Source organism: Ruegeria sp. (genome assembly GCF_965199275.1).
In the GTDB taxonomy this organism is placed as follows: Bacteria; Pseudomonadota; Alphaproteobacteria; order Rhodobacterales; family Rhodobacteraceae; genus Ruegeria.
In genome coordinates, this window is record NZ_CBDAQX010000022.1 from 429,178 (window position 1) to 454,752 (window position 25,575).

Genomic DNA, 25,575 nt, shown 5'->3' on the forward strand with positions numbered 1-25,575 from the left:
TATGAACCGAGCAGAAGTGTTACAGGAAGTTCGACTGATGAAGTTTGAAGATGTGTATTCGCGGCGAAGCGCGAACAAGCTGACGCAAGAACAGGCGGCTGAGATACTGGGTGTATCCGTGCGCACCGTCAGGCGTTGGGAGGATCGATTTGAGGCGGATGGTGCAGAAGGTCTGTACGACCGTCGGCTTGGCAAACTGGCCAACAATCGTGTTGCCACGGATAAGGTCATGGAGATGCTTGAACTGTTTGATACCAAGTACTGGGATTACACGCCGAAGCATTTCCACGAGAAGCTGGTGGCCCACCATGGTTTCACACAGAGCTACAACTGGGTGCGGCTTACACTGCAGCGCCACGGCCGGGTTCAGGCAGCACCCCGACGAGGTGCCCATCGGCGCAAGCGGCCCCGCCGTCCGATGGTTGGCATGATGTTGCATCAGGACGGCTCCAGCCATGAATGGGTTCCGGGTCAGTGGTGGGATCTGATCGTCACCATGGACGATGCCACCAACCGGGTTTATTCGGCATTCTTTGTCGAGGAAGAAGGGACGATGAGCAGTTTTCAGGGGCTGACAGAGGTGATCGAGGCGCAAGGTCTGTTTTGCTCGCTCTATGCCGATCGGGGCTCTCATTACTGGCATACGCCCGAAGCGGGCGGCAAAGTGGACAAGGACAATCTGACCCAGGTCGGGCGCGCCTTGCAGCAACTCGGCATTGAGCTGATCCCGGCCTATTCACCGCAGGCCCGTGGACGGTCTGAACGCATGTTTGGCACGTTCCAGAACCGATTGCCGCAGGAACTGCGGTCCCATGGGATCACAACCATTGAAGAGGCCAATCAGTTCCTGAAAGAGGTCTATCTTCCCGAACACAATGCCCTGTTTGCAAAGGAGCCGGAGGATACGACCTCGGCCTTCGTGCCGTTTACAGGCAATGTGCGCGACACCCTGTGTGTGCAGGAAGACCGCGTCGTCGGCAACGACAATACGGTGCGCTACAAGGGCCTGGTCATGCAGATCGCGGCAGACAGGCACCGTCATCATTTCGTCAAGGCGAAGGTCAGGGTCCACGAATACCCCGATGGTCAACTGGTCATCTTCCACGGCCCGAGATGCATTGGCCGCTACCAGCCTGACGGATCACCCATCACACAGGAGGATAGCAAACACAAAGTCGCGTGACCCGCTTCGACGTGGCGCGAACGCGGTGGCCCAAATCTACGGTCGCCTACGGCTCCCTCCGAATTGGGCCACCGCGCAATCAACTGAAGCGGACAATTGGCATGTTACCTACACCGGACAATTCAGAATGTTCTCGACATGGCTCAAGGTTCACGACGCCGCCATTGCACCGGTTTTCGCCTAAGAACTGGCCGCCCTGTTGCACGGATCAAGCAGGAGCGCCGTCCAACACTCAGTGGCAGCTCATCAATAGGGCATTTGGTTGGCTCACCCTGGCGAAGGATTTGGGTACCCTTCGCGTTTCAAAAGGCACATGTTCGGTTTGAGTGACTTCAACTCATTCAGAGTGAAATATTTTTGCGATTGCGCAAAAGACCGACTGACGGAATGGTGCTTCCAAGCACTGTTGGCAAACCAGACACGGTATGAACATACGATGAAGTCACATGCAAAAGTTGTAGTGGTCGGGGGCGGCTGCGTTGGCGCCTCGATCCTGTATGGCCTGACCGAACATGGCTGCACGGATGCGGTGATGTTGGAGCGGACGACGCTGACGTCAGGGTCCACCTGGCACGCCGCCGGTTTGCTTGTGACCTTTGTTCGGTCGCGAAACGTGTCGAAAATGACCATGGAAACCATCCGCATCTATACCGAGGTTGAGGAAAAGTTGGGCGCCTCGGTGGGCCTTCGCAAAGTGGGTCAGCTGCGCGTTGCCAATACCGAAAAGCGCTGGGATGAGTTCCAGTCCTATATCTCGATCGCCGAAGCCGCCGGGGTGCCGTGCAAGCTGCTAACACCGGAAGAGATTGCCGAGGTGCACCCCCTGCTGAACCAAAGCCCGGATATTCGTGGCGGCATCCTGCATACCGAAGACGGCTATGTGAACCCCGCAGACATCACCATGGCGCTGGCCAAGCTGGCGCGCGATGCCGGGGCCAAGGTCTATCAGAACACCGAAGCCACCGCTTATGAAAAGCTCGAGAACGGCCACTGGAAAGTGACCACCAATCAGGGTGAGATCACTTGTGAGCATCTGATCTTTGCCACCGGTAACTATGCGCGCGAAAACGCGCGCCGGGTGGGTCTGGACCTGCCCTGTATCCCGATCGTTCACCAATATTGGACAACCGAGACCGTGCCCTTGCTGAAAGAACGCAAGGCACAGGGCCTGCCGGAATTCCCGATCCTGCGGGACGAGGATTATGGTGCCTATCTGCGCGAAGACGTGGGCGGCATCCAGTTTGGCCCCTATGAATTCACCAAGGACCTCAAGCTGTTCGCCGAAGATCGCGTGCCACCGGATTTCGGCGCCGACCTTCTGCCCGAAGATTTCGACGCCGTGGAAACCCAGTGGGAACGCGCCATCGAACGGGTTCCGACGCTGGGCGAGGTTGGCATCAAGGCTAACACCCGCGGCCCGTTCCAGATGACCCCGGACGAGCTGCCTCTGGCCGGCCCTGCACCCGGGCACGAGAACCTGTGGCTGGCCGAAGGGATGCCCGGAGGTATCCTGTGGGGCGGCACGGTAGGGAACCGTCTGGCCAAGTGGATCGTGGATGGCGATCCGGGCATGGACATGTCGGAACTCGACCCGCGCCGGTTCTCGGACTATGCCTCGAAACGGTGGACCATGGACAAGGTGCGCGAGACATGGGGAACCCATATGGATGCGCACATCCCAGGTGAGGATTTCCCCGAGGCTCGCCCGATGAAAACCGCGGGCTCATACGATCTGTTGACTGCACATGGCGCCGTCTGGACCAGCTTCAACGGCTATGAATTCCCGCGCTGGTTCGCCAAATCACCCAAGGAGGCGATCCCCGAACACTCCTTCCGCCGCACCAATCATATGGAGCTGGTACAGGAAGAAGTGCGCCGCACGCGGGAAGAGGCAGGCTTCATCGAGATGTCTCCGATGACCAAATTCACCGTGCGCGGGCTAGGCGCGGCCAAATGGCTGGATGGTCTGATGGCGAACAAACTGCCCAAGGTGGGGCGAATGACCCTGTCTCTGATGCTGAACGACAACGGTGGGATGGATGCGGAATACACCATCGCACGCAAGGCGCAGGATGATTTCTATCTGATCTCGACCCCGAATTGGCAGGCCTATAACTGGGACCAGATGCAGCGTCTGCTGCCCAAAGACGGCTCGGTCGTGATGGAGGATATCTCGGAACAGCTAGGCGTGATCGCTCTGGCTGGTCCGAAATCGCGCGAGATCCTGTCGAAACTGACCGACAATGATCTGTCGAACGAGGCCTTCCCCTGGCTTTCGGCGCAGATGGGTGAGGTGGGCTATGCCAAGGGCGTTCACCTGCTGCGCGTCTCCTACACCGGTGAGCTGGGATGGGAGCTGCACCATCCGGCGGGCTACAACCGTCACCTCGTGGATCTGCTGCTGAAGGCGGGCGTGAAACCGTTCGGTCTTGAGGCGCTGGAGTCTATGCGGCTCGAGAAATCCTACCGCGCCATCAACCGCGAGATCTGCAAGGACCTGACCCCTTATGAGGCCGATCTGGGCCGGTTCGTCGCTATGACCGAGAAGATCGACGGGCAAGTGGTCGAGCGGGACTTCATCGGCAAACCCGCTCTGCTGAAACAGCGGGACGCGGGGGGATACAACACTCTGGTCACGTTGAAACTGCCCTATTGCGATACCTCGGTGATGTTTGACGAGGGTGTCTATTCCGACGGCAAACTGATCGGGCGTGTCACCTCGGGCGGGTTCTCATATTATTGCAACCATGACATCGCAATGGCGCTGGTGCCGCAGAACATGACGGCGCAGGGCACCAGAATGCAGGTGTTGGTCCATAACGAGATGCGCGAGGCCGAGGTCATCGACACCTGCGTCGTGGACCCCACCAGCGCCCGCGCACGCGCCTGACAAGAACAACAAGGGGGCTGCGGTCCCTTTCACGAACACAAGGACCGGATTTAGCCAATGACCGATATCTCGACGAAAACGCTCTCACTCCAAGAGGTTAGGGAATTGGCGAAATCCGTCCTTGTGGCTGCGGGCATGGATGATCCGGGCAGCGACATGATTGCTGAGATCGTCGTCAAATCCGAACGTGACGGCCCACGCAGCCACGGTTTGCGCATGCTGCCGGTCTACGCCCAGAGCTTTACCTCGGGTTATGCCAACCCCGCTGCGCACCCCAAATTCGAGCGTATCGCACCGGGCGTTCTGCGTGGTGACGCAGACAATGGATACTACCAGATCGCCGCGGCCGCAGCCCGGGACGAGCTGATTGCTATGGCGCGCGAAAACGGGATCGCTGCCTTCACCTGCGCAAATAGTCACCACCTAGGCGCGTTGCGCTTTGACACCGAACCGCTTGCCGAGGCGGGCTTGGTGGCTTTGGCCGTCGTGAACTCACTGTCGATGGTGGTGCCGCAGGGCGGTGTGCGCCCGGTCTTTGGCACCAACCCGATGTCATTTGCCTGCCCGCGCGACGGCATGGAGCCGATCGTTTGGGATCAGGCGTCCTCGACAGTGGCCTTGATGGATATCCGCATGGCCGCCGCCGAAGGGCATGACCTGCCGCGCCCTGCAGGTCTGGCCCCGGACGGCCAGCCCAGCGCTGATCCCAACGCCATCCTCGAAACTCGCAGCCTTTTGCCGTTCGGCGAACACAAAGGGGCCGCGATCGCCTTCCTGATCGAGGTCATGGGCGCTGCGCTGGCCGGGGGCACCCTCTCGGTCGACAATGCCGAGCGCGAGGCGCATGGCGCGTTGAACGTCAAGGGCGGCGCGACCCTGATCGCGATTGATCCGACACGGTTCGGAAACGCTGCCTTCAGCGACTATGTCACGCGCATCTGCGCCGAGATCGAAGGCAACGGTACCGCGCGCATACCCGGCGATGGACGGCTAAAGAACCGCGCCGCGTCAAAGGCCGGAGGCGTCAACGTCAGCACCGAAGTGCTGTCGCAGTTGCAAGACTTGCAGTAAGGTTTTCGACTGATCGCACAGGGGTCGTGTGGTTCACGAACACCCCGAAGCGGCTCTCAGGTCAGGGCAGGCTCAGCTTTGCCATCCGCCCGCCATCGACCGTGTAGACCTGCCCGGTGATAAAGCCGCTTTCCTCGGCAGCCAGAAACGCCGCCAAGGCAGCCACTTCTTCGGGCCTACCGGTGCGCGCGACCGGGTGAATCTGGCCGATATCCCGGCGAAACGCATCCGGGTTGGGCATCGAGTCGATAAAGTCGAGGTTCAACTCGGTATCGATCCAGCCCGGAGCGATGGCGTTGCAACGGATACCTTCGGCCCCGTGATCCACCGCCACGGCACGGGTCAACCCGTGCAGCCCAGCCTTGGACGCACAATAGGCCGCGTGGCCGGGATTGCTGCCCAGCCCCTCGATCGAGCCGGTATTGACGATGCTACCCTTTGTTTTGCGCAGATGGGGCAAAGCGGCTTGGATCATCAGGAAAGGCGCGGTCAGATTGACGGTCAGGTTTTTCTGCCAGTCATCCAACGTCATCTCTTCAACGCGGGCCTCCTGCATCATCCCGGCATTGTTAACCAGAACGTCCAACTGCCCGGCGCGGGCGACGACCTCGGCTATCACCTGTGCAGGCGCGGAGGGGTCGGTGAACTCGGCCGCGATTCCTTCGAAGTGATCATCGCCACCGCGCTGGGCGGTGAAGACGCGCGCGCCCTCCTCCGTCAGCCGTGCTGCGATGGCTTGCCCTATCCCCGAGCGACCGCCGGTGACCAGCGCAACCTTGCCCTCAAACCGCCTCATGCGACCGGCTTCCCGCCATTGACCTCAACCAGCGTGCCACACATGTAGCGCGCCGCGTCCGAGGCGAGGAACAGGACCACATCAGCAATATCCTCAGGCTCGGCGATCCGCCCAAGAGGCACGGTCTTACCCAGTTCAGTCACGGCCTCGTCAGGATCAAACCCGCGCTTGGCAAAGCCCGAGCGCAGCATCGGCGTGTTAACCTCATTCGGGCAAACGGCGTTGATGCGGATGCCCTGATGTGCGTGATCCATCCCCATGCATTCGGTCAGCGAGGCGATCGCCGCCTTGGTCATGCAATAGAGCGCATGGTTTGGCCCCGGCGCCTTGCCGCCCCAGCAGGACGCCGTGTTGACGATGGCGCCACCGCCCGCCTCGGCCATCAGCGGAATAGCGGCGCGGCAAATCCGAAACGGAGCCTCGACATTCACGCCCAAGGATAGGGTCCAGTCGGCGTCCGAGGTCTCGGTCACCGGGCCGCGGGTGATGACGCCGGCATTGTTGATCACGATATCGAGGCCGCCCAAAGCCTGTTGCGCGTTGGCAGCCAGTTGGTCGCAATAGGCTGGGTCCAGAAGATCGCCGGGCAGATGCGCCTCGGCTTCGATCCCATCGGTCGCGCGATCCGCAACCGCGACCCGAGCGCCCTGCGCGCGCAGCTGTTTGACGATGGCTTGCCCGATCCCTCCGGCCGCGCCGGTGACAAGGGCGTTTTTGTCCTTAAACATGTCTAGTCTTCCCAGATTGCGACGGCCTGACCCAGCAGGTCCCGGTTCATTGTCACGCCGAGGCCCGGCGCATCGGACGGCAGAACGCCACCGTTTTCGATTGGAGCGTTGAACGCCCCGGTCTGGATCGTCACCATGTCGCGCGGGTCCAAAACACAGCGCAGCAACCGTTCGGGCACAGTCGCACCCATATGGAAGATCGACGCGGCAGACAGGGTGTCGAGAACATTCTGAATTGTCCGGTGTAGGTAACATGCCAATTGTCCGCTTCAGTTGATTGCGCGGTGGCCCAATTCGGAGGGAGCCGTAGGCGACCGTAGATTTGGGCCACCGCGTTCGCGCCACGTCGAAGCGGGTCACGCGACTTTGTGTTTGCTATCCTCCTGTGTGATGGGTGATCCGTCAGGCTGGTAGCGGCCAATGCATCTCGGGCCGTGGAAGATGACCAGTTGACCATCGGGGTATTCGTGGACCCTGACCTTCGCCTTGACGAAATGATGACGGTGCCTGTCTGCCGCGATCTGCATGACCAGGCCCTTGTAGCGCACCGTATTGTCGTTGCCGACGACGCGGTCTTCCTGCACACACAGGGTGTCGCGCACATTGCCTGTAAACGGCACGAAGGCCGAGGTCGTATCCTCCGGCTCCTTTGCAAACAGGGCATTGTGTTCGGGAAGATAGACCTCTTTCAGGAACTGATTGGCCTCTTCAATGGTTGTGATCCCATGGGACCGCAGTTCCTGCGGCAATCGGTTCTGGAACGTGCCAAACATGCGTTCAGACCGTCCACGGGCCTGCGGTGAATAGGCCGGGATCAGCTCAATGCCGAGTTGCTGCAAGGCGCGCCCGACCTGGGTCAGATTGTCCTTGTCCACTTTGCCGCCCGCTTCGGGCGTATGCCAGTAATGAGAGCCCCGATCGGCATAGAGCGAGCAAAACAGACCTTGCGCCTCGATCACCTCTGTCAGCCCCTGAAAACTGCTCATCGTCCCTTCTTCCTCGACAAAGAATGCCGAATAAACCCGGTTGGTGGCATCGTCCATGGTGACGATCAGATCCCACCACTGACCCGGAACCCATTCATGGCTGGAGCCGTCCTGATGCAACATCATGCCAACCATCGGACGGCGGGGCCGCTTGCGCCGATGGGCACCTCGTCGGGGTGCTGCCTGAACCCGGCCGTGGCGCTGCAGTGTAAGCCGCACCCAGTTGTAGCTCTGTGTGAAACCATGGTGGGCCACCAGCTTCTCGTGGAAATGCTTCGGCGTGTAATCCCAGTACTTGGTATCAAACAGTTCAAGCATCTCCATGACCTTATCCGTGGCAACACGATTGTTGGCCAGTTTGCCAAGCCGACGGTCGTACAGACCTTCTGCACCATCCGCCTCAAATCGATCCTCCCAACGCCTGACGGTGCGCACGGATACACCCAGTATCTCAGCCGCCTGTTCTTGCGTCAGCTTGTTCGCGCTTCGCCGCGAATACACATCTTCAAACTTCATCAGTCGAACTTCCTGTAACACTTCTGCTCGGTTCATAACGCCTCCTCTCAGAGACAGAATAGAACCGGACAGATCGCATGTTACATACACCGGACATATCGCGTGTTAGCGACAGACGCGGCAGACAGGGTTGACCCCACCGTGTCCTGCACACTGATCGTCAGCCCTGCAGCGCGGCAGATGTCGCGGTGACGGCGGGCATGGGTCAGCCCCCCGGCTTTCGAGATCTTCAGCCCGATGCCATCGGCCAAATCCAGCGCCACCAGCTTGGCGATATCGCCATCCTCTTGCGCCAACTCGTCCAGAATGATCGGCACGTCGCAACGCTGGCGCAGGGAAAGCGTCTCGCGCCATGTGGCACAGGGGGCCTCCAGCACGAAATCCAGCCCATCCGGCAGGGCGCGGAGCATCCGCAGCGCGGTTTCCGGGATCAGGCCGCCATTGGCGTCAACGATGAAGTACTCACCCGGTTGCCGATCCGCCAATGAGGCCGCGATGCGTTCGGCGTCCAGCGCCGGGCCGCCTTCGGAATCCATCGCGCCGACCTTTACCGAATGGCCCATATAGCCCATCGCGCGGTGTTCCGCTACGCGGGCGCGCATATCCTCGGGCGTGCCCGCGTAGATCGAGCTAATTGCGGGCAGGCGATTGCCTGTCGCGCCACCCAGCAGTTTATAGACCGGTAGGCCAACCGATTTGCCGAAAAGGTCCCAGCAGGCCAGATCAAGCGCCGATTTCGCGTGGTTATGGCCCAGAAGAGCCTCATCCATCGCATCATTGATCCGGTCCACATCACGTGGGTCACGACCGATCAGATAGGGGGCGATTTCTTCAACTCCGGCGCGGGCACCCCGTGCATGGGCGGCGATGTAGTTCGGGCCGAAGGGCGTGGATTCACCCCATCCCTCGGTCCCGTCATCGGCGGTGATACAGACGATGACACTGTCAAACCCGGTGTAAATGCGCCCGCCCGACAGCTCGTAAGACCCGCCTGCATAGGGCAGATGCAGTTCAAAAAGCTCGATCTTGCGGATTTTCATGAGGCCACCTGCGGCGGGATCAGCACCAGCTGCCCGGTATGTGTTTTGGTCAGAAACTCTTCCTGCGCCGTCGCGATCTCGCTGAGCGGATAGGTCTTGGCGACGATGGGGCGAATTTCTCCGGCCTCGATGTATTTCACGAGGTTTTCGAACACGATGTCCTCCTGAAAGGTGCAGCCAAACAAGGTGAGGTCTTTGAGGTAGAGCGTCCGCACGTCAATTTGACAGATCGGTCCGGCGATGGCTCCGGCAGTCGCATAGCGCCCGCCCCGGCGCAGCACGTCCAGCAAGCTGGGCCATTGCGGGCCGGCCACCAGATCGACCACCACATCGATTGAACCCTCACCCAGTTCAGCCACCAGATCGGCGTTGCGGTCCAGCACGCGATCTGCACCCAAAGCTAGAACAGCCTCGGCCTTCGCGGGCGCGCACAGCGCGATTACATACGCGCCGCGCCGTTTCGCCAGTTGCACCGCAGCCGAACCAACACCGCCCGAGGCGCCGGTGACCAGAACAGTCTCGGCCCCGACGCTGGCGCGGTGCAGCATGCCCTCAGCCGTGGAATAGGCGCAGGGGATGGCGGCCAGTTCCACATCATCCCAGTCGCAATTCACCGCGTGGGTTTCCTGAGAAGGTGCGATGCAGAACTGGGCAAAACCCCCATCGCATTCGTTGCCGATGGTCCAGCATTCATAAGGGCGGTAGTCGACATAAGTCCGCAGCATGTTGCGCACGATCACACGCTCGCCAATGCGTGCCGGGTCGACCCCATCTCCTACGGCAGCAACATAGCCGCAGACATCGGCGCCCTGAACGCGGGGGAAGGTCAAGGGCGTACCCGACCAGCTGGCATCGTCATCGTCTACAGTCTCAAAACCCGAGGCACCACCGGTATTGGTGTCCTCGGTGACAGCCTTGGAGTACCAGCCGATCCGCGTGTTGATGTCGGTGTTGTTCACTCCCGCGGCAGCGACCCGGATCAGCACCTCTCCGCACCCCGGCGTCGGGACCGGCACGTCCGAGCGGTAGTCCAGCATCTCAATACCGCCATGGCCGGTCAGTTGGACCGCATGCATGGTCTCGGGGATCATTGTGTTCTCCTTAATATGAGGCGACAGGCGCGCCGAACAGCGTTTCGTCGGGGCTGACGCCCAGACCCGGCCCGGTCGGGCGCTGAATGTGACCGCCTTGGATGGTGATACCATTTTCGGGATCGTAGTTGCCTTCGATATAGGGGGCGGCGAGCCACGCGCCCTCCATCAGTGTTGGACGCACGGTGGATGCAATCTGCGTGCAGGCGGCGGCGATGATGTCCCCGCCCCAGCTGTCATCACAGGTATGAGGCAGGTTGCGCGCCTCGCAAATGTCGCGGAAGGTGCGCATGTTCTGAAGGCCGCCGATTCGGGTCACTTTCATGCCAAACCCATCCACCAGCCCGGTCCCGGCGGCCGAGATCACGGTATTCAGATCGACGCTGTTTTCATCCATGTAGATGCCATGGCTCACCTGAGGGCGGATCTTTTCCAGGTCCTGATGGGTGTTGCAGGGCTGTTCCATGATGAAGGGCACATCCGGGCATTCACGACTGACGCGCAACGCATCGCGCGTGGTCCACCCGCGATTGCCATCGACTGCAAGGCGCATGCCTGTTCCGCCGACGACCTCCCAGACTTTGCGGATGGTTTCGATATCAATCTCGACCGGACGGCCACCCACTTTGATTTGCAGGCGAGGATACCCCTCGGCTAGCTTCTCTTTGGCAAGGCGCGCGATATCGTCCGGCGCGCCCACACCCGTCGCGTAGTAGGAGGGCACGCGATCGGTCTGCGCGCCGCCCAGCAGGTCGGCGACATTCACGCCCAGTTTCTTGCCAATCAGGTCATGGGCCGCGATATCGATTGCGGCTTTGGCATAGTTGTGCCCATTGAGCAGCCCGTTCATCCGGTGGTGCAGTACCACGGGCCACAGATCCGCGCCAATCAGACCTTTTGCCATCGCCTTCAACGCAGCCCGCGCGCCCTCTGCATGCGCTTCGGCATAAGTGGGGCCGACCGGGCAGGTCTCTCCCCAGCCGGTCGTGCCATCGTCGGCCACCAGCTTAACCAGCGTGGTGTCCAGCGCCCAGACTTCGGCATTGGCCATGGTGTAGGGGCCGTTTTTGACCGGCAGATCATGGGCGTAAATGTGGATTTCCTTGATCTTCATATCCGTCTCTTTTGTCGTTTGCCGGAGGCCCGGCCTAGTGAATATCGGCAGCGGCCAGCAACGCGCGGGCACAGCGCATCGTGGCCGAGGTTGCGGCCTCGGCACCCATCAAACGTGCGCTTTCGGTCAGGCCTTCGTGCAGGATGAACAGAGCCTCGGCCAAAGCCTCGACATCGCAATCGGGGGCCACGTGGATCAGCCGGGCGCGGAACATGTCGCGGACATGCTGTTTGTGCGTCGTGACGGCATCGCGGATCGCGTCACTTTCAGGGTAGGCCGCCAGCGCATTGCGGAACAGGCATCCGGTGTTTGAAACCTCGCGCAGCCAGTCCGCTAGGCGGGTCAGAACAAGCAACACATGATCCGCACCCTGGAGTTGATCCGTGCCGATCCAATCGCAATAGGCGGCGTCTCGATGATCCAACGCGCCTATGACCATCGCTTCGCGGCTGGGAAAATACTTGTAGAGCGTGCGCAGGGAAACATTCGCTCCCTCTCGCAAGGCTTCGACGCCTTGGGTGGCAAATCCCATCTCTGAAAACTGCCGGTCAAGATTCTCTGCGATTTTCTGCTGTGTCTCAGTCATGTCTCGGTGGTAGAGCGATCATTCTACCTGTACATCACCGTTTGCGACACAGACTTTCTTGCCAACGACAAAAAATGCCACCGGCGGGACCGGTGGCATGGAACAAGGGCGCGATGGCGGCAGGGTCGCGCCGCCAGTGCCGAAGATTTCAGTTACATGTTGGGATAGTTCGGGCCGTCGCCACCCTGCGGCGTGGTCCATGTGATGTTCTGACTCGGGTCCTTGATATCGCAGGTCTTGCAGTGGACGCAGTTCTGGAAGTTGATCACGAACCGTGGGCCGTCGTCATCCTCGACCATTTCATAGACGCCAGCCGGGCAATAGCGTTGCGCGGGCTCGGCGAATTTGGGCAAGTTGACGGCGACCGGGATCGATGGATCGCCCAATTTCAGGTGGCAGGGCTGGCTTTCCTCGTGGTTGGTCATTGCGAAGGACACGTTGGTCAGACGGTCAAAGGACAGAGTGCCATCCGGCTTGGGATAGTCGATCGGCTTGTGCTTGCTGGCCTCTTCGGTCGACTCGGCGTCGTTCTTGCCGTGACCCATTGTGCCGAACAGCGAAAAGCCCAGCGTGTTGGTCCACATGTCCAGCCCGCCCAGCGCCAGCGAGGGCATGAGGCCCCATTTCGACCACATCGGCTTGACGTTGCGCACTTTCTTGAGGTCCTGGCCAATGGCACCTTCGCGAACATCGGTCTCGTAGGCCGTCAGCTCATCACCGGAACGGTCTGCCTTGATGGCGTCAAAGGCGGCCTCGGCTGCGGCTTTGCCCGAAAGCATCGCGTTGTGGTTGCCCTTGATGCGCGGCACGTTGACCATACCCGCTGAGCAGCCCAGCAGCGCCACGCCCGGAGCGACCAGCTTCGGCATCGACTGATAGCCACCCTCGGTGATCGCGCGGGCGCCATAAGCCACGCGCTTGCCGCCTTTCAGCAGCTCAGCGACCATCGGGTGGTGCTTGAAGCGCTGGAATTCCATGTACGGATACAGGTGCGGGTTCTTGTAGTTCAGGTGAACCACGAAACCGACATAGACCTGGTTGTTTTCCAAGTGATAGATGAACGAGCCACCACCTGCGTTGCTGCCCAGAGGCCAGCCCATCGTGTGCGTGACCGAGCCTTCTTTGTGCTTGGCCGGGTCGATTTCCCAGATCTCTTTCATGCCGACGCCGTATTTCTGCGGCTCTTTACCGGCAGAAAGGTCGTATTTGGCGATGACTTCCTTGGACAGCGAGCCGCGCACGCCTTCCGACAGGAACACGTATTTACCGTGCAGCTCCATGCCCGGTTCGGTGCCGGGACCGTAAGAGCCGTCTGCCTCCAGACCGAAGACACCGGCAACCACGCCTTTGACTTCGCCGTTTTCGCCATAGACCAGTTCGGAACAGGCCATGCCGGGGAAGATTTCCACGCCCAGCTCTTCAGCTTGCTCGGCCATCCAGCGGCAGACATTGCCCATCGAGACGATGTAGTTGCCGTGGTTGTTCATCAGCGGTGGCATCGGAGCATTGGGGATGCGCAGCTTTCCGGCCTCGCCCAGCATATAGAAGTTATCTTCGTTCACCGGTGTGTTCAGCGGTGCGCCTTTTTCTTTCCAATCCGGGATCAGAGCGTACAGCCCGCAGGGATCAAGCACCGCGCCCGAAAGGATATGTGCGCCCACTTCCGAGCCCTTTTCCAGAACCACGACATTCAGGTCGGCATCCAGCTGTTTCAGACGGATGGCCGCCGACAGGCCCGCGGGGCCTGCGCCCACGATCACCACATCGTATTCCATCGCTTCGCGTTCAATCTCGGCCATCGCGGGCTCCTTAGCTAACTTTCCGAATTGGCGCTTTTCTCATGCGGTCGGCGCAATTTTGTTTCACGGCTGATTACATGGTGAGAAAGACTCAGGTCAATCGAAACACGGCGTAACAATGCCGCTATTCGACACTTCAGGTGTTTGGCGAGTCGCCCATAAGGTATCTGGGACCGCTACCATGTGATTTGGCACGGTCATCGGGGTTGTAAAGGGCGCATTTTGGCAGGCTGAGGCACCCGCAGCCGATGCAGCCGTCCAGATTGTCGCGCAATCGCGTCAGGGTATTGATTCGCTGATCCAGATGGGCGCGCAGCGTGACGCTGATGTCTTTCCAGTCCTGCGGCGTAGGGGTTCGGTTGCCGGGCAGGCCCGATAGCACCTCACGGATCTCGGGCAGGGTCAAGCCGAATTGCTGGGCGATCATCACAAAGCTCAACCGCCTGATATCGGCCCGTTGATACCGCCGCTGCCCGCCTGCATTGCGCCAGGGCGAGATCAACCCCTGCGCCTCATAGTACCGGATCGCCGACACCGCCAACCCGGTACGCCGTGCCAAAGCGCCAATTGCCAGACCTTCGGAAGCTGCCATTTCACCCTCGCAAGAAATACCTTGACCTAAAGTTAGGTTTAGAAATTACGCTGAGTCGTGACAAGCCTGAAAAAGGAAAGGACCTGCCATGATGGCCACGCTTGAACACACCAACTTCACCGTCAACGATCCCAAAGCCTCGGCCGCGTGGATGCACAAAGTGTTTGGATGGGATATCCGCTGGGAAGGCGCCGCGATGGCGGGCGGCTATACGGTGCATGTCGGCACAAAACACACCTACCTTGCCCTCTACCGCCCCGAACACCCCGAGCCATCTAACGAAAGCAGCTATGACGTGGTCGGTGGCCTGAACCATGTGGGCGTTCTGGTCGAGGATATCGATGCGACCGAGGCCAAGGTGCGCGCGGCAGGTTTCACACCGCATAACCACGCCGATTATGAGCCGGGCAAGCGGTTCTATTTCGACGATGACAACGGGATCGAGTTCGAGGTGGTGCAATATGATTGAGATGTTGTGGCTCTGCACCCCGTCACAGCGGTGGCGCAGGGACAAGCCCCCGGATCACCGCCACAGGCGTGAACCGCATCAGCGGAACGGCGTTAAGTCGCAAATCGACGTGTGACGCCCTCTTGGCCTCTTGCATTTCACGCTCCATTTGGGTCAGGTACTGAACGACCCATCATTCGCCCCGACGCTTTCCCCGCGGCGGGGCGGCTCAATTTATGCGTGGACAACAAGATTATGGAAAAGATTCCAATGACGCCTGCGGGCAATGCCGCGCTCGAGGCGGAGCTGAAAAACCTCAAATCCGTCGAGCGACCGGCGATCATCGAAGCGATCGCTTCGGCCCGCGAACTGGGTGATTTGAAGGAAAACGCCGAATACCACTCGGCCCGGGAAAAGCAGGGCTTCATCGAAGGCCGCATCAAGGAGCTTGAGGGCATCCTGTCGCTGGCCGATGTGATTGATCCGGCCAAACTGTCGGGTGCGATCAAGTTCGGCGCCAAGGTCACGCTGGTCGATGAAGACACCGATGAGGAAAAGACCTGGCAGATCGTTGGTGAGTACGAGGCCAATATCGAAAAAGGCCTGCTGAACATCAAATCGCCCATGGCCCGCGCCCTGATTGGTAAGGACGAAGGTGACAGTGTCGAGGTTCGCACCCCCGGCGGTGTCCGCTCTTACGAAGTTCTCAACATCGAATTCGCCTGACCCGGAGGGTCTGTCATGTCGGGGCCACAACCTGACCAGGAAAGCGAACGGCCGATCCCTCTGGGCATCTATGATCGCCCTCAGCGCCCGTCTGTGACCTCGATCGAGATTGCGGCCGGGGTGCTGAGCGTCATCTGGCTGGTGGTCTCGGTCCTGTTCCTTGTGCTGCCCGACCAGACACAAGGCGGCGGGTTCATTGTGACCCTGTTGGCGGTTTTCCTGCCGGTGGCGATGATCTGGGTTGCCGCAACGGCGATGCGTGCCAGCCGCGTCATGCGCGAGGAAAGCGCACGGTTGCAAACCGCGATTGATGCAATCCGTCAGGCCTATGTCGTCCAGCAACAGCGCGCCGCCAGCTCGTATGAGCCGACGGTGTCCAAGAAGCTGGACGAAATCGCCGCTGTGACCAAAAAGGCCGAGGACGCGCTGGCCACCTTCTCAAGCAAGCGGCGTGAACCCTTGCAGGTCGCCCCACCTGCGCCGGGCGGGCAGACCTCTCTGGCGCTGGGCACTACCGCCGAAGAGATCACACCGCCGCTGACCACCGATAACTTCATCCGTGCGCTGAACTTCCCGGAGACCGAGAAAGACACCGAAGGCTTCACCGCGCTTCGGATGGCGTTGAAGGATCGAAAAGCCTCCAAACTGGTGCAGGCCTCGCAGGATGTTCTGACCCTGCTCAGCCAAGAGGGCATCTATATGGATGACCTCCGACCCGATATGGCGCGGCCCGAGGTCTGGCGTCAGTTTGCGCAGGGCGCACGCGGACGCTCGGTCGCGGCTTTGGGCGGGATTCGGGATCGTTCGTCGCTGGCGCTGACGGCAGCGCGGATGAAACAGGATCCGATCTTCCGGGATGCGGCGCACCATTTCCTGCGCCGGTTCGACAACATGATCGTCGAATTCGAAGCCAATGCCAGCGACGCGGAACTGACCGCCCTTGGTGATACAAGAACCGCAAGGGCCTTCATGCTGCTGGGGCGTGTGGCCGGAACCTTCGACTAGGCGGCAGGCACAGGCCAGCTCATCTTGGTGGCGCGGCTGAAGCCGAACAGGTGCCGAAATGGGCCGGTCTTCTCAATACCCACGGGTTTGAATCCTTCGCGCTCGTACAAGGCCTGCGCGCGTGGGTTGGTATCGATCACATCCAATTGCACCTCGGCCATACCGCGGCGCTGCGCCTCAGCCTTGATGGCAGAGAGCAGCGTTGTGCCGATGCCCTGCCCGCGGGCCTCAGCCGCGACAAAGATGCCGTCCATCTGGAACACCCCGGGCTGCAGGTCGCGCTCCAACACGCTCAGAACCACTCCGCGCCAGATCGCCCCGAACCAGCCATAGACGCGGGCGAGGTCCGACAGGCTGCCGCCCGCCAAGCCGCCTTTGTTGGTCTTGAAACCCGCTAGGCCCAGCATCCGGCCTTCATCATCACGCGCAACCAGCGCGAATTCCGGGTCGAGGGCCGTTTCAAAGAAGGCCAACCCTTTTTCCTCCGGTCCCATCACCTTGTGCAGCTTGGCCGCAAAGGCCTGCCAGAACAGGGCTGCGGCTTGGGGCCTTTCAACCTCGCTAAAGCCTTTGGAAACCGTGACCGTCACAGCCCAAAACTGCCGTAAGGGATAAAGCGCACCAGATCGCCCGGCTGGATGTGGCGCGCGCCGTCTTCGATCTCGACCAGCCCCTCGGCCCAGCTTAGCCCGCTGATCCGGCCGGAGCCTTCCGAGTGGAAAACCTCGACCCGCCCCTTGCGAATACGCGCGCGCAGGTATTCGCGGCGACCGGGCTTCTTGCGTTTCTCAAAAGCTGCGGGCACCTCGAAACCCTGTGGCTCTGCCCACCCCTGCCCTGACATCTGGCACAGGGCAGGGCGGGCGAAGATCAAAGTGCAGACCTTGGCGGCCACCGGGTTGCCGGGTAGGCCAAAGACCGGTGTGCCCGACCACATGCCCAACGCCAGAGGGCGACCGGGTTTAAGAGCAATCCGCCATTCCTGCATCGCACCCGCCTCACGCAGAAGGGCTGAGACATGGTCCTCATCTCCCGCCGAAGCGCCGCCGCTGGTCAGGATTACATCAGCCTGCTTTGAGGCCTCATCCAACCTCGCCTTTAGGGTTTCGCGGTCGTCGGCGACACGTCCCAGATCGACCGGCACAAATCCCATGCGGTCGATCAAAGACAGTAGCATGGGCCGGTTCGCGTCAAATATCTGCCCGATGCCAGCAGTATCGCCCGGCTCTACAAGCTCATCCCCGGTGGACAGAACGGCCACGCGCAGAGGTTTGCGCACGGGCACCTCGGAAATACCGACCGCCGACAAAAGCGCCATGTCTGCCGATGTCAGCTTGCGACCGGCTGTCAGGGCCACTTCTCCTGCTGAAACATCCTCACCCGCACGGCGCGTGTTTGCGCCCAGCTTCAACGGGCCGTGAAAGGCAATGTGGCCGTCCCGAACCGTCACGTCCTCTTCCAGAATGACCGTGTCCACGCCTTCTGGCAGAGCCGCGCCGGTCAGGATGCGCAACGCGTGGCCTGAGGGAACCGTGCCATCGAACGGAATACCCGCCGCGGCGCGCCCCTCGGTCAGTGGCATCACCTGCGCGCCCTCAGCCGCGGGGCCAGCGAACCCATAACCATCCACCGCCGTGTTGGGCTGCGGCGGGTTCGAGCGCTGCGCTACCACGTCCTCGGCCAGAACACGGCCCATCGACTGCGCAAGCGGCACAACCTCGGCCCCTGTGACGGGGCGCAACCGATCCTGAAGCAATGCGAGCGCATCATCTACGGGCGTCCAGTTCACCCCGGCGGGCAAGGCAAAACAATCGTTTCGCAATGGCGGAGGCGATATGTTCGGTTTGTCCTGCGCTACACCCAAGATCCACCCCTCCTCTGAGGCTGAAACGTTCAACTGTCTGTCCAATTCCTGATCCGTCATCCGCGACAGAGTCAAGGCAACCTGTTCGACCTGCCACGCATCCTTGATCCGATCCGGAGGGGCTGCACCAAGGTTGAGCGAGGGCCAGATCTCGACAACCGCCACCGGTTTGTCCAGCGGCTGAAAGGGCCAAATTGCGATCTTGCCGCCGAAAGCGTGGCGAAGCCGGTTCAACACGGGCAGGCCCATCATCACCTGCCCACCGACGGCCCCGGTCCCTGCCATTTGCCAGCAGGTAAAACTGCCCTTGGCCAAATGCTCAACCGCGCGTCGATCCGGAAACGGGTTGTGATAGTCCTGTTTCGTGCGCGGCAGGCCAGCGATGTCGCGCCGCAGGCCATTCATCCAGAACGGGCCTTTGCCACCAAAACCCGAATTGATCTGCCCTGCGAGATCAAATCGGTTGTTGGCGGTCGGAGAATCCTCGATCTGGTCTTCGAACCAGTCCCAAAGAGCAAGCGGATCATGTGTTCCGGTGATCGCTTTGGCAAAGCCTGAGGGATAGCCGAAGGGGAAATCAAACCCCAGCATCAGGCGGCGACCTGCAGACAGTTCAGTTCCGATCAGGCTGCGCAACCACTCCTCGGCGACCACCCGGTTGCGCAGATAGTCCACCGTCTGTACGGTGCCGTCGCGCACCACACAGGCCCAGATGGCATCTTTGCGAGGGCGCGGTCCAGTGTCATTGCCACCGGACCAATCGACCATCACAAAGCTGTCGAAAAGGCTCACAAACCGACCTCGGAGAGGATGAAATCCGCAATCGTCGCCGTGTCGTTCAGATCGAACACGGGTCGGTCCAGATCCAGCGGAGTGTCACTGGCCACAGCGCGGATCGTGTCATCCGACGGGGCGATCAGATCATTACCCGGCTCGGCGCGGAAGGCCTCGACCTTGTGGTGGCGTTCGCGTTTATAACCCTCGATCAATACCAGATCGACCGGCGAGAGGCGGGCCAGCAGACAGGCCAGCGTAGGCTCCTCCGCGCCACGCAATTCCTGCATCAGGGCAACGCGTTGGCCAGAGGCCAGCAGAACCTCGCTCGCGCCTGCCATTCTGTGGCGATGGCTGTCGCGGCCCGGCTGGTCGACGTCAAAGGAATGATGCGCATGTTTGACGGTCGAGACGGTGTAACCGCGCCCGGTGATCTCGGCTACCAGCCGCTCCATCAGTCCGGTTTTACCTGCGTTCTTCCAGCCGGTGACGCCGTAAATCCTCATGCCTGCTCCAACAGTTTTTCGGCGCGCACAAGGTCGTCCGGTGTGTTGACATTGAAGAACGGATCGAACGGGTCGGCGGGAAACAGCGCCTCGCGCCCGTCATGCTTGTCGGTCCACAGTACGACCTTGCGCAGCCCATCGTTCAAAGCGGCACGCAGATCATCGCGCAGCGCCACAGGCCAGAGGCCGAACGTTGGGTGCCGGTTGACCTTCTTGCCGCCTGACTTCAAAGCCCCATCTCCAGTGCGGGGCGTCGTGGCAAGGACGAGCGGGTGTGTTTGCCCCTGAGCCACCTCGGTCAGCCGCGCCACCAGATCACGCGGGAAGAACGGCGTGTCTGCGGCGGCGGTGACGATTCTGTCTGCCCCCTGCTCTGCCGCCCAATCCAGCCCGGCCAGAACCCCGGCCAAGGGGCCAGCATACCCCTCAATCGAGTCCGGCAGAACGGGCAGATCCCATTCCGCAAACCGCGCTGCGTCACCATTCGCGTTTAACGCGAGGCTATCCACCTGCGGGCAGAGCCGTTCGATGACATGAGACAACAAGCTTTGCCCGCCGATCTGCAAAAGCCCTTTGTCGCCACCGCCCATCCGGGTCGCAAGGCCACCTGCGAGGATCACTCCGAGGGGCTTGGTCATACCATCAGCCATTGGCACTTTTCCGGCGATGTTTCTTGTCCTCGACGGCCACGCTCGCTGGGTCCACGTCGCGTAGCAGGCGATCCTCGCCTGACAGGCACACAAAGCGCTGCCCGCGCATGCGGCCGATCAGGGTCAAGCCGACTTCGCGGGCGATCTCGACGCCCCAGGCGGTGAAACCGGACCGGGACACCAGAACCGGAATGCCCATCATCGCCGTTTTGATCACCATTTCAGAGGTCAAACGCCCGGTGGTGTAGAGGATCTTGTCCTCCGCCGTCTCGTTCTCGGACAGCATCCAGCCGGCGATTTTGTCGACGGCGTTGTGGCGGCCCACATCCTCCATATACACAAGCGGCCGGTTTTCACGGCAGAGAACCGTGCCATGGATCGCACCGGCCTCAAGGTACAAAGACGGCGTGCGGTTGATCTTGGCAGCCAGATCATAGAGCCACGAGGTCCGGACCGACACTTGCGACAGGCGCACGTCCTCCAACCCCTCCATCATGTCCCCAAAGACCGTGCCCACGGCGCAGCCACTAGTGCGAGTCTTTTTCTTCAGCTTGTCCTCATAGGAGGTTTCGCGGGCCGTTCGCACCACTACGGTTTCGAGGTCATCATCATAGTCGACCCGTGTGATTTCATCATCAGCCAGCAACATCCCCTGATTGCGCAGGAAGCCCAGCGCCAGATACTCGGGATAGTCGCCAATGGTCATCGCCGTCACGATTTCCTGGGAATTGAGGAAAATCGTCAGCGGGCGCTCCTCGACCACCGAAATCTGGCTGACCTCGCCATTCTGGTCCACGCCTTCAACGGCGCGCGTCAAACGCGCGGAGCCGGGATCGGGGGCGATGATATAGTCCGAGACATCCAGTTCTGTCACCAATTGCAACCCCTTCCCAAGACCGCTACTGCTGCTGCGAGTACCATAGGGTTTAGCCATGGCAGACGCCACATCCAAGTCGTACTTCTGGAAAGGGTTTCGCGACGGGACACCCTTCATTTTTGTCGCGATTCCATTTGGCACCCTGTTCGGGGTTTTCGCCGCCGAGGCCGGGCTGGATATCGTTCAGGTCGTCGCCTTCTCGGCCACGGTTTTCGCCGGAGCAGCGCAATTCACCGCCCTGCAATTGCTGCAGGAGAACGCGCCGACAGCCATTGTGCTGACCTCGGCTCTTGCGGTGAATTTGAGAGTGGCGATGTATTCAGCCTCACTGACGCCGTTTCTGGGGGCTGCCCCCATGTGGCAGAGGGCCTGCGCCGCCTATCTGACGGTTGACCAATCCTATGCCTGCTCGATCGTACAGTTCGAGAAAGAGCCAAAGATGACCGTGCCGCAGCGCATGGCCTATTTCATCGGGTCGGTCACTCCGATCACGCCGTGCTGGATTCTGGCGACCTATGTGGGCGCCGTTCTGGGCACCCGAATTCCCGAAAGCTGGGCTTTGGATTTCGCCCTGCCGATTACCTTTCTGGCCATGCTGGGGCCGATGATGCGGACGCTGCCCCATGTCATTGCGGCCCTAGTAGCGCTGGTCGTGTCGTTGCTGGCCGTGAGCGTGCCGTTCAACCTGGGCCTGCTGATCGCCGGAACCGCAGGCATGATCGCAGGTGCTCAGGCCGAGGTGATCTTGGATCGTAGAAAGGCGCACGCATGACGCAGATCGACCCCACCACCATGTGGACCGTCATTGTCGGCCTGGCCATCGGCAGCTTTGCCCTGCGCTTTGTGTTCATCGGCTTTGTCGGAGACCGCCCGATGCCACCCTGGCTGCTGCGCCACCTGCGCTACACCGCCATGGCGATCCTGCCCGCGCTGATCGCGCCGCTGGTCGTGTGGCCTGCCGCGACCGAAGGCCAACCCGATGCGGCCCGAATGGCAGCTGCGGCAGTGACGCTGTCTGTTGGAGTATTCACCAAAAACGTGCTGGCCGCGATCTTTTCAGGCGCGGCCACACTTTACGGTCTGCTATATCTACTGGCTTGAAGCTGCGTCCAGCTGGTTCAGAGCGGCATTATTGGCCGCCAGACCTTTTTGCAGATCGGCATCGTCATTCTCGCGATATTCTTCAGTGATGACACCGGGAATTTCGGCGAACTGTTCCGATAGCTTGATCGGAAAGAAGGTCACTTCGATCTGCTCGAATCCGGGCACCTGCTGCAACAGCCGCGCGGTCGAATTGGCGCAAAAAGACCCTGCGACAGGGCCGGTCTGCTTGGCCAATTGCAGCGCGATCTCGGCCTGTTGCGGCGTCACCTGAATGGTCTGGATACGGGCAAAATGCGTCTCGCGCGCGTGAGAGCTGCGATAGGCGCGCTCGACCGCCGGGGTGATGCCATAGAGAACATCATCCCGGACCGGAACGATATCCGCCCGGAACGAGCCTGCTGGGTCAAAAATAACCCTCTCGCTGGCACCAATCATCAACGAGGTATGCGCCCCCGAACCGGAGCGCGTGTTGATCATCGTGTAAAGAGTCAGGGTTGACGGCCCCGGATCTCGGTAGGACCGCGATACGATCTCAGCCTGATCTGCCTGAGGGCGTTTAGAATTCGCGCAGCCAGCCACTGTTGCCGCCAGCAGGCAGGCGATCAAAATTCTGAACACGGTCGACCCCGAAAGATTTAGGACGCGTAAAGCGCCAGCAGGAAGGCCAGTATCGCGATGGCGACGCAGCACCAGACGGTAGCCTTGATGAAGCCCTCAAAGGTTTTGGTTTGAACGGTGATGTCCATTTCGCCGTGCTTGTGTTCAGCCATGAGTCTCAGATTCCCAGTTCGCGTGTTTTATCGCTGGATAATCGAAAATTTCAGGCCTGTCACCACGTCATTCCAGCGCAGGGGTCCTGTCACCCAACACAAAACACCCCGGATAGCCAAATCCCCAGCGCCACGGCAGTCCGCTGCAGGGGCCGCCACCGAATCGGACCGCGCCGTAGAGGGCGTCTGAGGTCAGCGAATGGACCGAGCGGATCTGCTCGGGCGTCATGTCATAGCGTTCCGCATAGGCCTGCGCGTGGGTCTCGCCATGGGTTTCGACACAGAGCTGCAAAGCCTGATCGGCAGCAAGGCGCGCATCATAGCTTTCAGCGGCCGTCTGCGCGCCACCGGCGTTGTGATAGGCGCGGTCATGGGTCACACAGCAGTACTCCCAGGGCGGATGTTCCTGATACAACTCGCCGATCTGAGGGAACGTATCGGCCACCCAGCGCCAACTGGCCGACAGGCCGCCCGAGCATCCGTCAGTTTCGAACGGGATCAATTCTGCATCGCCGCGTTGTGCGATCATGGCACGGTGCGAGGGCATCTCGACCGCGCGCATCAGGTCTTGAGCCGTCGCCGGGCTGACCATTAGGAAAAGACCCAGCACCAGTTTACGGGCTGTCATCGCGCATCGCCTCGGTATCGACTGTCATGCCGAAAGTTGTGGCCAGCCAAAGCAGCACGCGTTCCGCCGGGCCCATCTCGGCGCGGACGCGTAGAACTTCGCGCGCCATGGCCGGGCGGTCCGTGATCAGCCCGTCCACCCCCATCGAGGCCATTGCGGACATCTGCAGCGGGTCATTCACCGTCCAGACATAGATCTCCTTCCCCGCCGCGTGGACCGAGCGGATCAGTCCCGGGGACACTGTTGCCGCGTTCACAGCAACAAAATCGCCTTCCAGCCCCGCCAGATTGCCCACAGCCGTCGCAGCCAGCACACCCGCGCGCCAATCCGGGCGCAGCGCCTTCATCTTTTGCACTGCCGGATATTTGAGCGACATGGTGGCGATGTCGTCCTGCATTTCGAACTCTTCGACCAACGCGGCGACCCGGTTTTCCAGGTCAACGTCGTGGCCGTAATATTTCAGCTCGATAATGACTTTGGATTTGCCTTTTGTCGCCTCCAGCACCTCACGCAGGGTTGGGGTGCGTTGGTCGGCATATTCAGGGCCAAACCAGCTGCCGATGTCGATGGTTTCCACATCCTCCATCGTGGCGTCCCAGATCTTGGTCGGGACCCCGGCCAGTTTCATGAAGTCACTGTCATGGGCCACGATGACAACGCCATCGGCTGTTTCCTGTACGTCGATCTCAACCCAATCCGCTCCATCTTCGATTGCCTTAAGAACCGAGGCCATGGTGTTTTCGGGCCGCAGCGCCGCAGCCCCCCGGTGGCCGATCACATCGGCATGATCCTCGGCTTGAACGCGTTCCAGCAGGTTGTGGCCGAACCAGCCCCCCAGCAGAAGAGCGGCGGCCGCCAGCCCGACCGCTGTGAACAGCGAGGCCTGAATGCGGCGCGGCTCGGGGTGGGGCGGCTCATCCGCCTGAGGTTCAAAGAACTTGTCCAGCAGAACCGCCAATGCGCCCAGCGCAGAGGCTGCCAGCACCAGCCCGGCCAGAGACCACAGCCCTGCAATCGCGAGGCTATAGGTCAGCGCCAATTTTAGGTTGCTGCTGCCTTGCAACGGCACCAGTCCAAACAAAAGCCCGGCCACCCATGCAATCGCCGCTGCAATCGCAAGGCGCATCGCCAGCCATGCAACCAAGGCCAGTTTCAAGCGCCCGCGTTTGCCCTCCATCCGGGACGTGCTGATATTGAACACATGCGCCGGGTGGACGTTTTCAAACAGCACCAGATGAAGTGACAGAGCCCAGCCCGACAGCTTGCGGATCAGCGCCCACGCCATGGCCAGAGCCACCGCGCCGATCAGGGCCACAGCCACCATAAAGGCGGGCGGGTGGAAGGTCAGGTAGTAGTTGATGTCGTATTCGGTCAGCGTCCACCATGCGATCAACGCGGCAACCGCCAGAAACGGCAGCGCCAACAGCAAAACCCGCAGAATGAACCGGGCCGCAAAGCCGAATAGCGATGGCAGGCGCGACAGGACCAGACCGATCGCCGCACTGCCCGCGCGCCACGGATCGGCCTCTCCCATCCTCAAAGAGGCTGCCATGACCGCGAAGACAAACACCTCGGCCAATAGAAAAAGGCTCAGCACCACGATGGCCGCGATGAAACCGGCGGGCGAGAGGATGAAGGCCGCGATATCCTGATCCGTCAGCGCGGTTTGATCGGACAGCGAAACCGCCAGATTGACCGCCAGAGCGACACCGGGTGCGACCAGCGCGATCAGCAGCAGCCGTACCGCAAGATAGATGGGCACAAAGACCCTGCGTCTTGCCCAGGCGCCGGAATAGGCATTTGCAACGGTTGAAAAAATGGACATGTAAAC

The 25,575-nt window shown here is 60.8% G+C and carries 27 protein-coding genes; 8 read left to right on the forward strand and 19 right to left on the reverse strand.

Translation table 11 applies throughout. The features are described from left to right. Position 1: 1 nt before the first annotated feature. From ACOERD_RS21860 to ACOERD_RS21870, 3 genes are all read left to right on the forward strand, one after another. Positions 2–1,183, forward strand: a complete 1,182-nt coding sequence (locus ACOERD_RS21860) for an ISNCY family transposase (protein ID WP_419737631.1) — start codon at positions 2–4, stop codon at positions 1,181–1,183. Positions 1,184–1,619: 436 nt separating this feature from the next. Continuing rightward, a complete protein-coding gene (locus tag ACOERD_RS21865) occupies positions 1,620–4,073 on the forward strand; it encodes a GcvT family protein (RefSeq protein WP_419740441.1) in 2,454 nt (817 codons plus the stop codon). Positions 4,074–4,130: 57 nt separating this feature from the next. Then, entirely contained in the window at positions 4,131–5,144 is a 1,014-nt protein-coding gene (locus tag ACOERD_RS21870) for an Ldh family oxidoreductase (protein WP_419740442.1), read from the forward strand. A gap of 61 nt (positions 5,145–5,205) precedes the next feature. Here the strand turns inward: ACOERD_RS21870 and ACOERD_RS21875 are convergent, their stop codons facing one another. The 10 genes from ACOERD_RS21875 to soxR all read right to left on the reverse strand — a co-directional run bounded on the left by ACOERD_RS21875 (position 5,206) and on the right by soxR (position 14,392). Beyond that, the gene (locus tag ACOERD_RS21875) at positions 5,206–5,940 is read right to left on the reverse strand and encodes an SDR family NAD(P)-dependent oxidoreductase (protein ID WP_419740443.1); all 735 of its coding nucleotides are present in this window, start codon (positions 5,938–5,940) and stop codon (positions 5,206–5,208) included. Continuing rightward, positions 5,937–6,668 (reverse strand): SDR family NAD(P)-dependent oxidoreductase, encoded by a 732-nt coding sequence (locus ACOERD_RS21880; protein ID WP_419740444.1) that lies wholly within the window; start codon positions 6,666–6,668, stop codon positions 5,937–5,939. Before ACOERD_RS21880 ends, ACOERD_RS21875 begins: the two co-directional genes overlap by 4 nt. 2 nt (positions 6,669–6,670) lie before the next feature. Next, positions 6,671–6,928, reverse strand: coding sequence for a hypothetical protein (locus tag ACOERD_RS21885; RefSeq protein WP_419740445.1), 258 nt, complete (start codon positions 6,926–6,928; stop codon positions 6,671–6,673). A 96-nt stretch (positions 6,929–7,024) separates the two neighbouring features. Beyond that, entirely contained in the window at positions 7,025–8,206 is a 1,182-nt protein-coding gene (locus tag ACOERD_RS21890; protein WP_419737631.1) for an ISNCY family transposase, read from the reverse strand. A 44-nt stretch (positions 8,207–8,250) separates the two neighbouring features. Continuing rightward, positions 8,251–9,210: a mandelate racemase/muconate lactonizing enzyme family protein gene (locus tag ACOERD_RS21895; RefSeq protein WP_419740446.1), complete on the reverse strand. Its 960-nt coding sequence runs from the start codon at positions 9,208–9,210 to the stop codon at positions 8,251–8,253. Then, the gene (locus tag ACOERD_RS21900) at positions 9,207–10,301 is read right to left on the reverse strand and encodes an alcohol dehydrogenase family protein (RefSeq protein ID WP_419740447.1); all 1,095 of its coding nucleotides are present in this window, start codon (positions 10,299–10,301) and stop codon (positions 9,207–9,209) included. The genes ACOERD_RS21895 and ACOERD_RS21900 overlap by 4 nt, the downstream gene beginning before the upstream one ends. 10 nt (positions 10,302–10,311) lie before the next feature. Then, the gene (locus ACOERD_RS21905; RefSeq protein ID WP_419740448.1) at positions 10,312–11,415 is read right to left on the reverse strand and encodes a mandelate racemase/muconate lactonizing enzyme family protein; all 1,104 of its coding nucleotides are present in this window, start codon (positions 11,413–11,415) and stop codon (positions 10,312–10,314) included. A gap of 34 nt (positions 11,416–11,449) precedes the next feature. Continuing rightward, on the reverse strand, positions 11,450–12,001 hold the full coding sequence (locus tag ACOERD_RS21910; protein ID WP_419740449.1) for a TetR/AcrR family transcriptional regulator: 552 nt from the start codon (positions 11,999–12,001) through the stop codon (positions 11,450–11,452). Between the two features lie 152 nt (positions 12,002–12,153). Then, positions 12,154–13,800: a 4Fe-4S dicluster domain-containing protein gene (locus ACOERD_RS21915; RefSeq protein WP_419740450.1), complete on the reverse strand. Its 1,647-nt coding sequence runs from the start codon at positions 13,798–13,800 to the stop codon at positions 12,154–12,156. 136 nt (positions 13,801–13,936) lie between these two features. Then, entirely contained in the window at positions 13,937–14,392 is a 456-nt protein-coding gene (soxR, locus tag ACOERD_RS21920; RefSeq protein WP_170379057.1) for a redox-sensitive transcriptional activator SoxR, read from the reverse strand. An 88-nt stretch (positions 14,393–14,480) separates the two neighbouring features. On the opposite strand from soxR, the gene ACOERD_RS21925 reads away from it, so the two are divergent. The 3 genes from ACOERD_RS21925 to ACOERD_RS21935 all read left to right on the forward strand — a co-directional run bounded on the left by ACOERD_RS21925 (position 14,481) and on the right by ACOERD_RS21935 (position 16,571). After that, positions 14,481–14,861: a VOC family protein gene (locus tag ACOERD_RS21925; RefSeq protein ID WP_170480896.1), complete on the forward strand. Its 381-nt coding sequence runs from the start codon at positions 14,481–14,483 to the stop codon at positions 14,859–14,861. 234 nt (positions 14,862–15,095) lie between these two features. Then, positions 15,096–15,566: a transcription elongation factor GreA gene (greA, locus tag ACOERD_RS21930; protein ID WP_170379061.1), complete on the forward strand. Its 471-nt coding sequence runs from the start codon at positions 15,096–15,098 to the stop codon at positions 15,564–15,566. 15 nt (positions 15,567–15,581) lie between these two features. After that, positions 15,582–16,571 carry a hypothetical protein gene (locus ACOERD_RS21935; protein ID WP_419740451.1) on the forward strand — a complete coding sequence of 330 codons (990 nt, stop codon included), beginning with the start codon at positions 15,582–15,584 and terminating at the stop codon, positions 16,569–16,571. On the opposite strand, the gene ACOERD_RS21940 is transcribed toward ACOERD_RS21935, so the two are convergent. The 5 genes from ACOERD_RS21940 to ACOERD_RS21960 are packed head-to-tail and all read right to left on the reverse strand — an operon-like array spanning position 16,568 to position 21,299. Continuing rightward, positions 16,568–17,161, reverse strand: coding sequence for a GNAT family N-acetyltransferase (locus tag ACOERD_RS21940; RefSeq protein WP_419740452.1), 594 nt, complete (start codon positions 17,159–17,161; stop codon positions 16,568–16,570). The genes ACOERD_RS21935 and ACOERD_RS21940 overlap by 4 nt on opposite strands. Next, a complete protein-coding gene (gene glp / locus ACOERD_RS21945; protein WP_419740453.1) occupies positions 17,158–19,227 on the reverse strand; it encodes a gephyrin-like molybdotransferase Glp in 2,070 nt (689 codons plus the stop codon). Before glp ends, ACOERD_RS21940 begins: the two co-directional genes overlap by 4 nt. Next, positions 19,224–19,715 (reverse strand): molybdopterin-guanine dinucleotide biosynthesis protein B, encoded by a 492-nt coding sequence (gene mobB / locus ACOERD_RS21950; protein ID WP_419740454.1) that lies wholly within the window; start codon positions 19,713–19,715, stop codon positions 19,224–19,226. Before mobB ends, glp begins: the two co-directional genes overlap by 4 nt. Further along, complete coding sequence (gene mobA, locus ACOERD_RS21955) at positions 19,712–20,353, reverse strand: molybdenum cofactor guanylyltransferase MobA (protein WP_419740566.1); 642 nt, start codon at positions 20,351–20,353, stop codon at positions 19,712–19,714. The genes mobB and mobA overlap by 4 nt, the downstream gene beginning before the upstream one ends. Positions 20,354–20,357: 4 nt before the next feature. Beyond that, entirely contained in the window at positions 20,358–21,299 is a 942-nt protein-coding gene (locus ACOERD_RS21960) for a formate dehydrogenase accessory sulfurtransferase FdhD (protein ID WP_419740455.1), read from the reverse strand. Here ACOERD_RS21960 and ACOERD_RS21965 point away from each other — a divergent pair. Both ACOERD_RS21965 and ACOERD_RS21970 read left to right on the forward strand, forming a co-directional pair. Beyond that, positions 21,298–22,014, forward strand: a complete 717-nt coding sequence (locus ACOERD_RS21965; protein WP_419740456.1) for an AzlC family ABC transporter permease — start codon at positions 21,298–21,300, stop codon at positions 22,012–22,014. The genes ACOERD_RS21960 and ACOERD_RS21965 overlap by 2 nt on opposite strands. After that, entirely contained in the window at positions 22,011–22,343 is a 333-nt protein-coding gene (locus tag ACOERD_RS21970) for an AzlD domain-containing protein (protein ID WP_419740457.1), read from the forward strand. The genes ACOERD_RS21965 and ACOERD_RS21970 overlap by 4 nt, the downstream gene beginning before the upstream one ends. On the opposite strand, the gene ACOERD_RS21975 is transcribed toward ACOERD_RS21970, so the two are convergent. From ACOERD_RS21975 to ACOERD_RS21990, 4 genes are all read right to left on the reverse strand, one after another. Continuing rightward, entirely contained in the window at positions 22,332–22,964 is a 633-nt protein-coding gene (locus ACOERD_RS21975) for a hypothetical protein (protein WP_170379075.1), read from the reverse strand. The genes ACOERD_RS21970 and ACOERD_RS21975 overlap by 12 nt on opposite strands. 17 nt (positions 22,965–22,981) lie before the next feature. Beyond that, positions 22,982–23,116 carry an aa3-type cytochrome c oxidase subunit IV gene (locus ACOERD_RS21980; RefSeq protein ID WP_170379077.1) on the reverse strand — a complete coding sequence of 45 codons (135 nt, stop codon included), beginning with the start codon at positions 23,114–23,116 and terminating at the stop codon, positions 22,982–22,984. A gap of 67 nt (positions 23,117–23,183) precedes the next feature. Further along, positions 23,184–23,744: a hypothetical protein gene (locus tag ACOERD_RS21985; protein WP_419740458.1), complete on the reverse strand. Its 561-nt coding sequence runs from the start codon at positions 23,742–23,744 to the stop codon at positions 23,184–23,186. Then, positions 23,731–25,569, reverse strand: coding sequence for a glycerophosphodiester phosphodiesterase family protein (locus ACOERD_RS21990; protein WP_419740459.1), 1,839 nt, complete (start codon positions 25,567–25,569; stop codon positions 23,731–23,733). The genes ACOERD_RS21985 and ACOERD_RS21990 overlap by 14 nt, the downstream gene beginning before the upstream one ends. Positions 25,570–25,575: the final 6 nt, after the last annotated feature.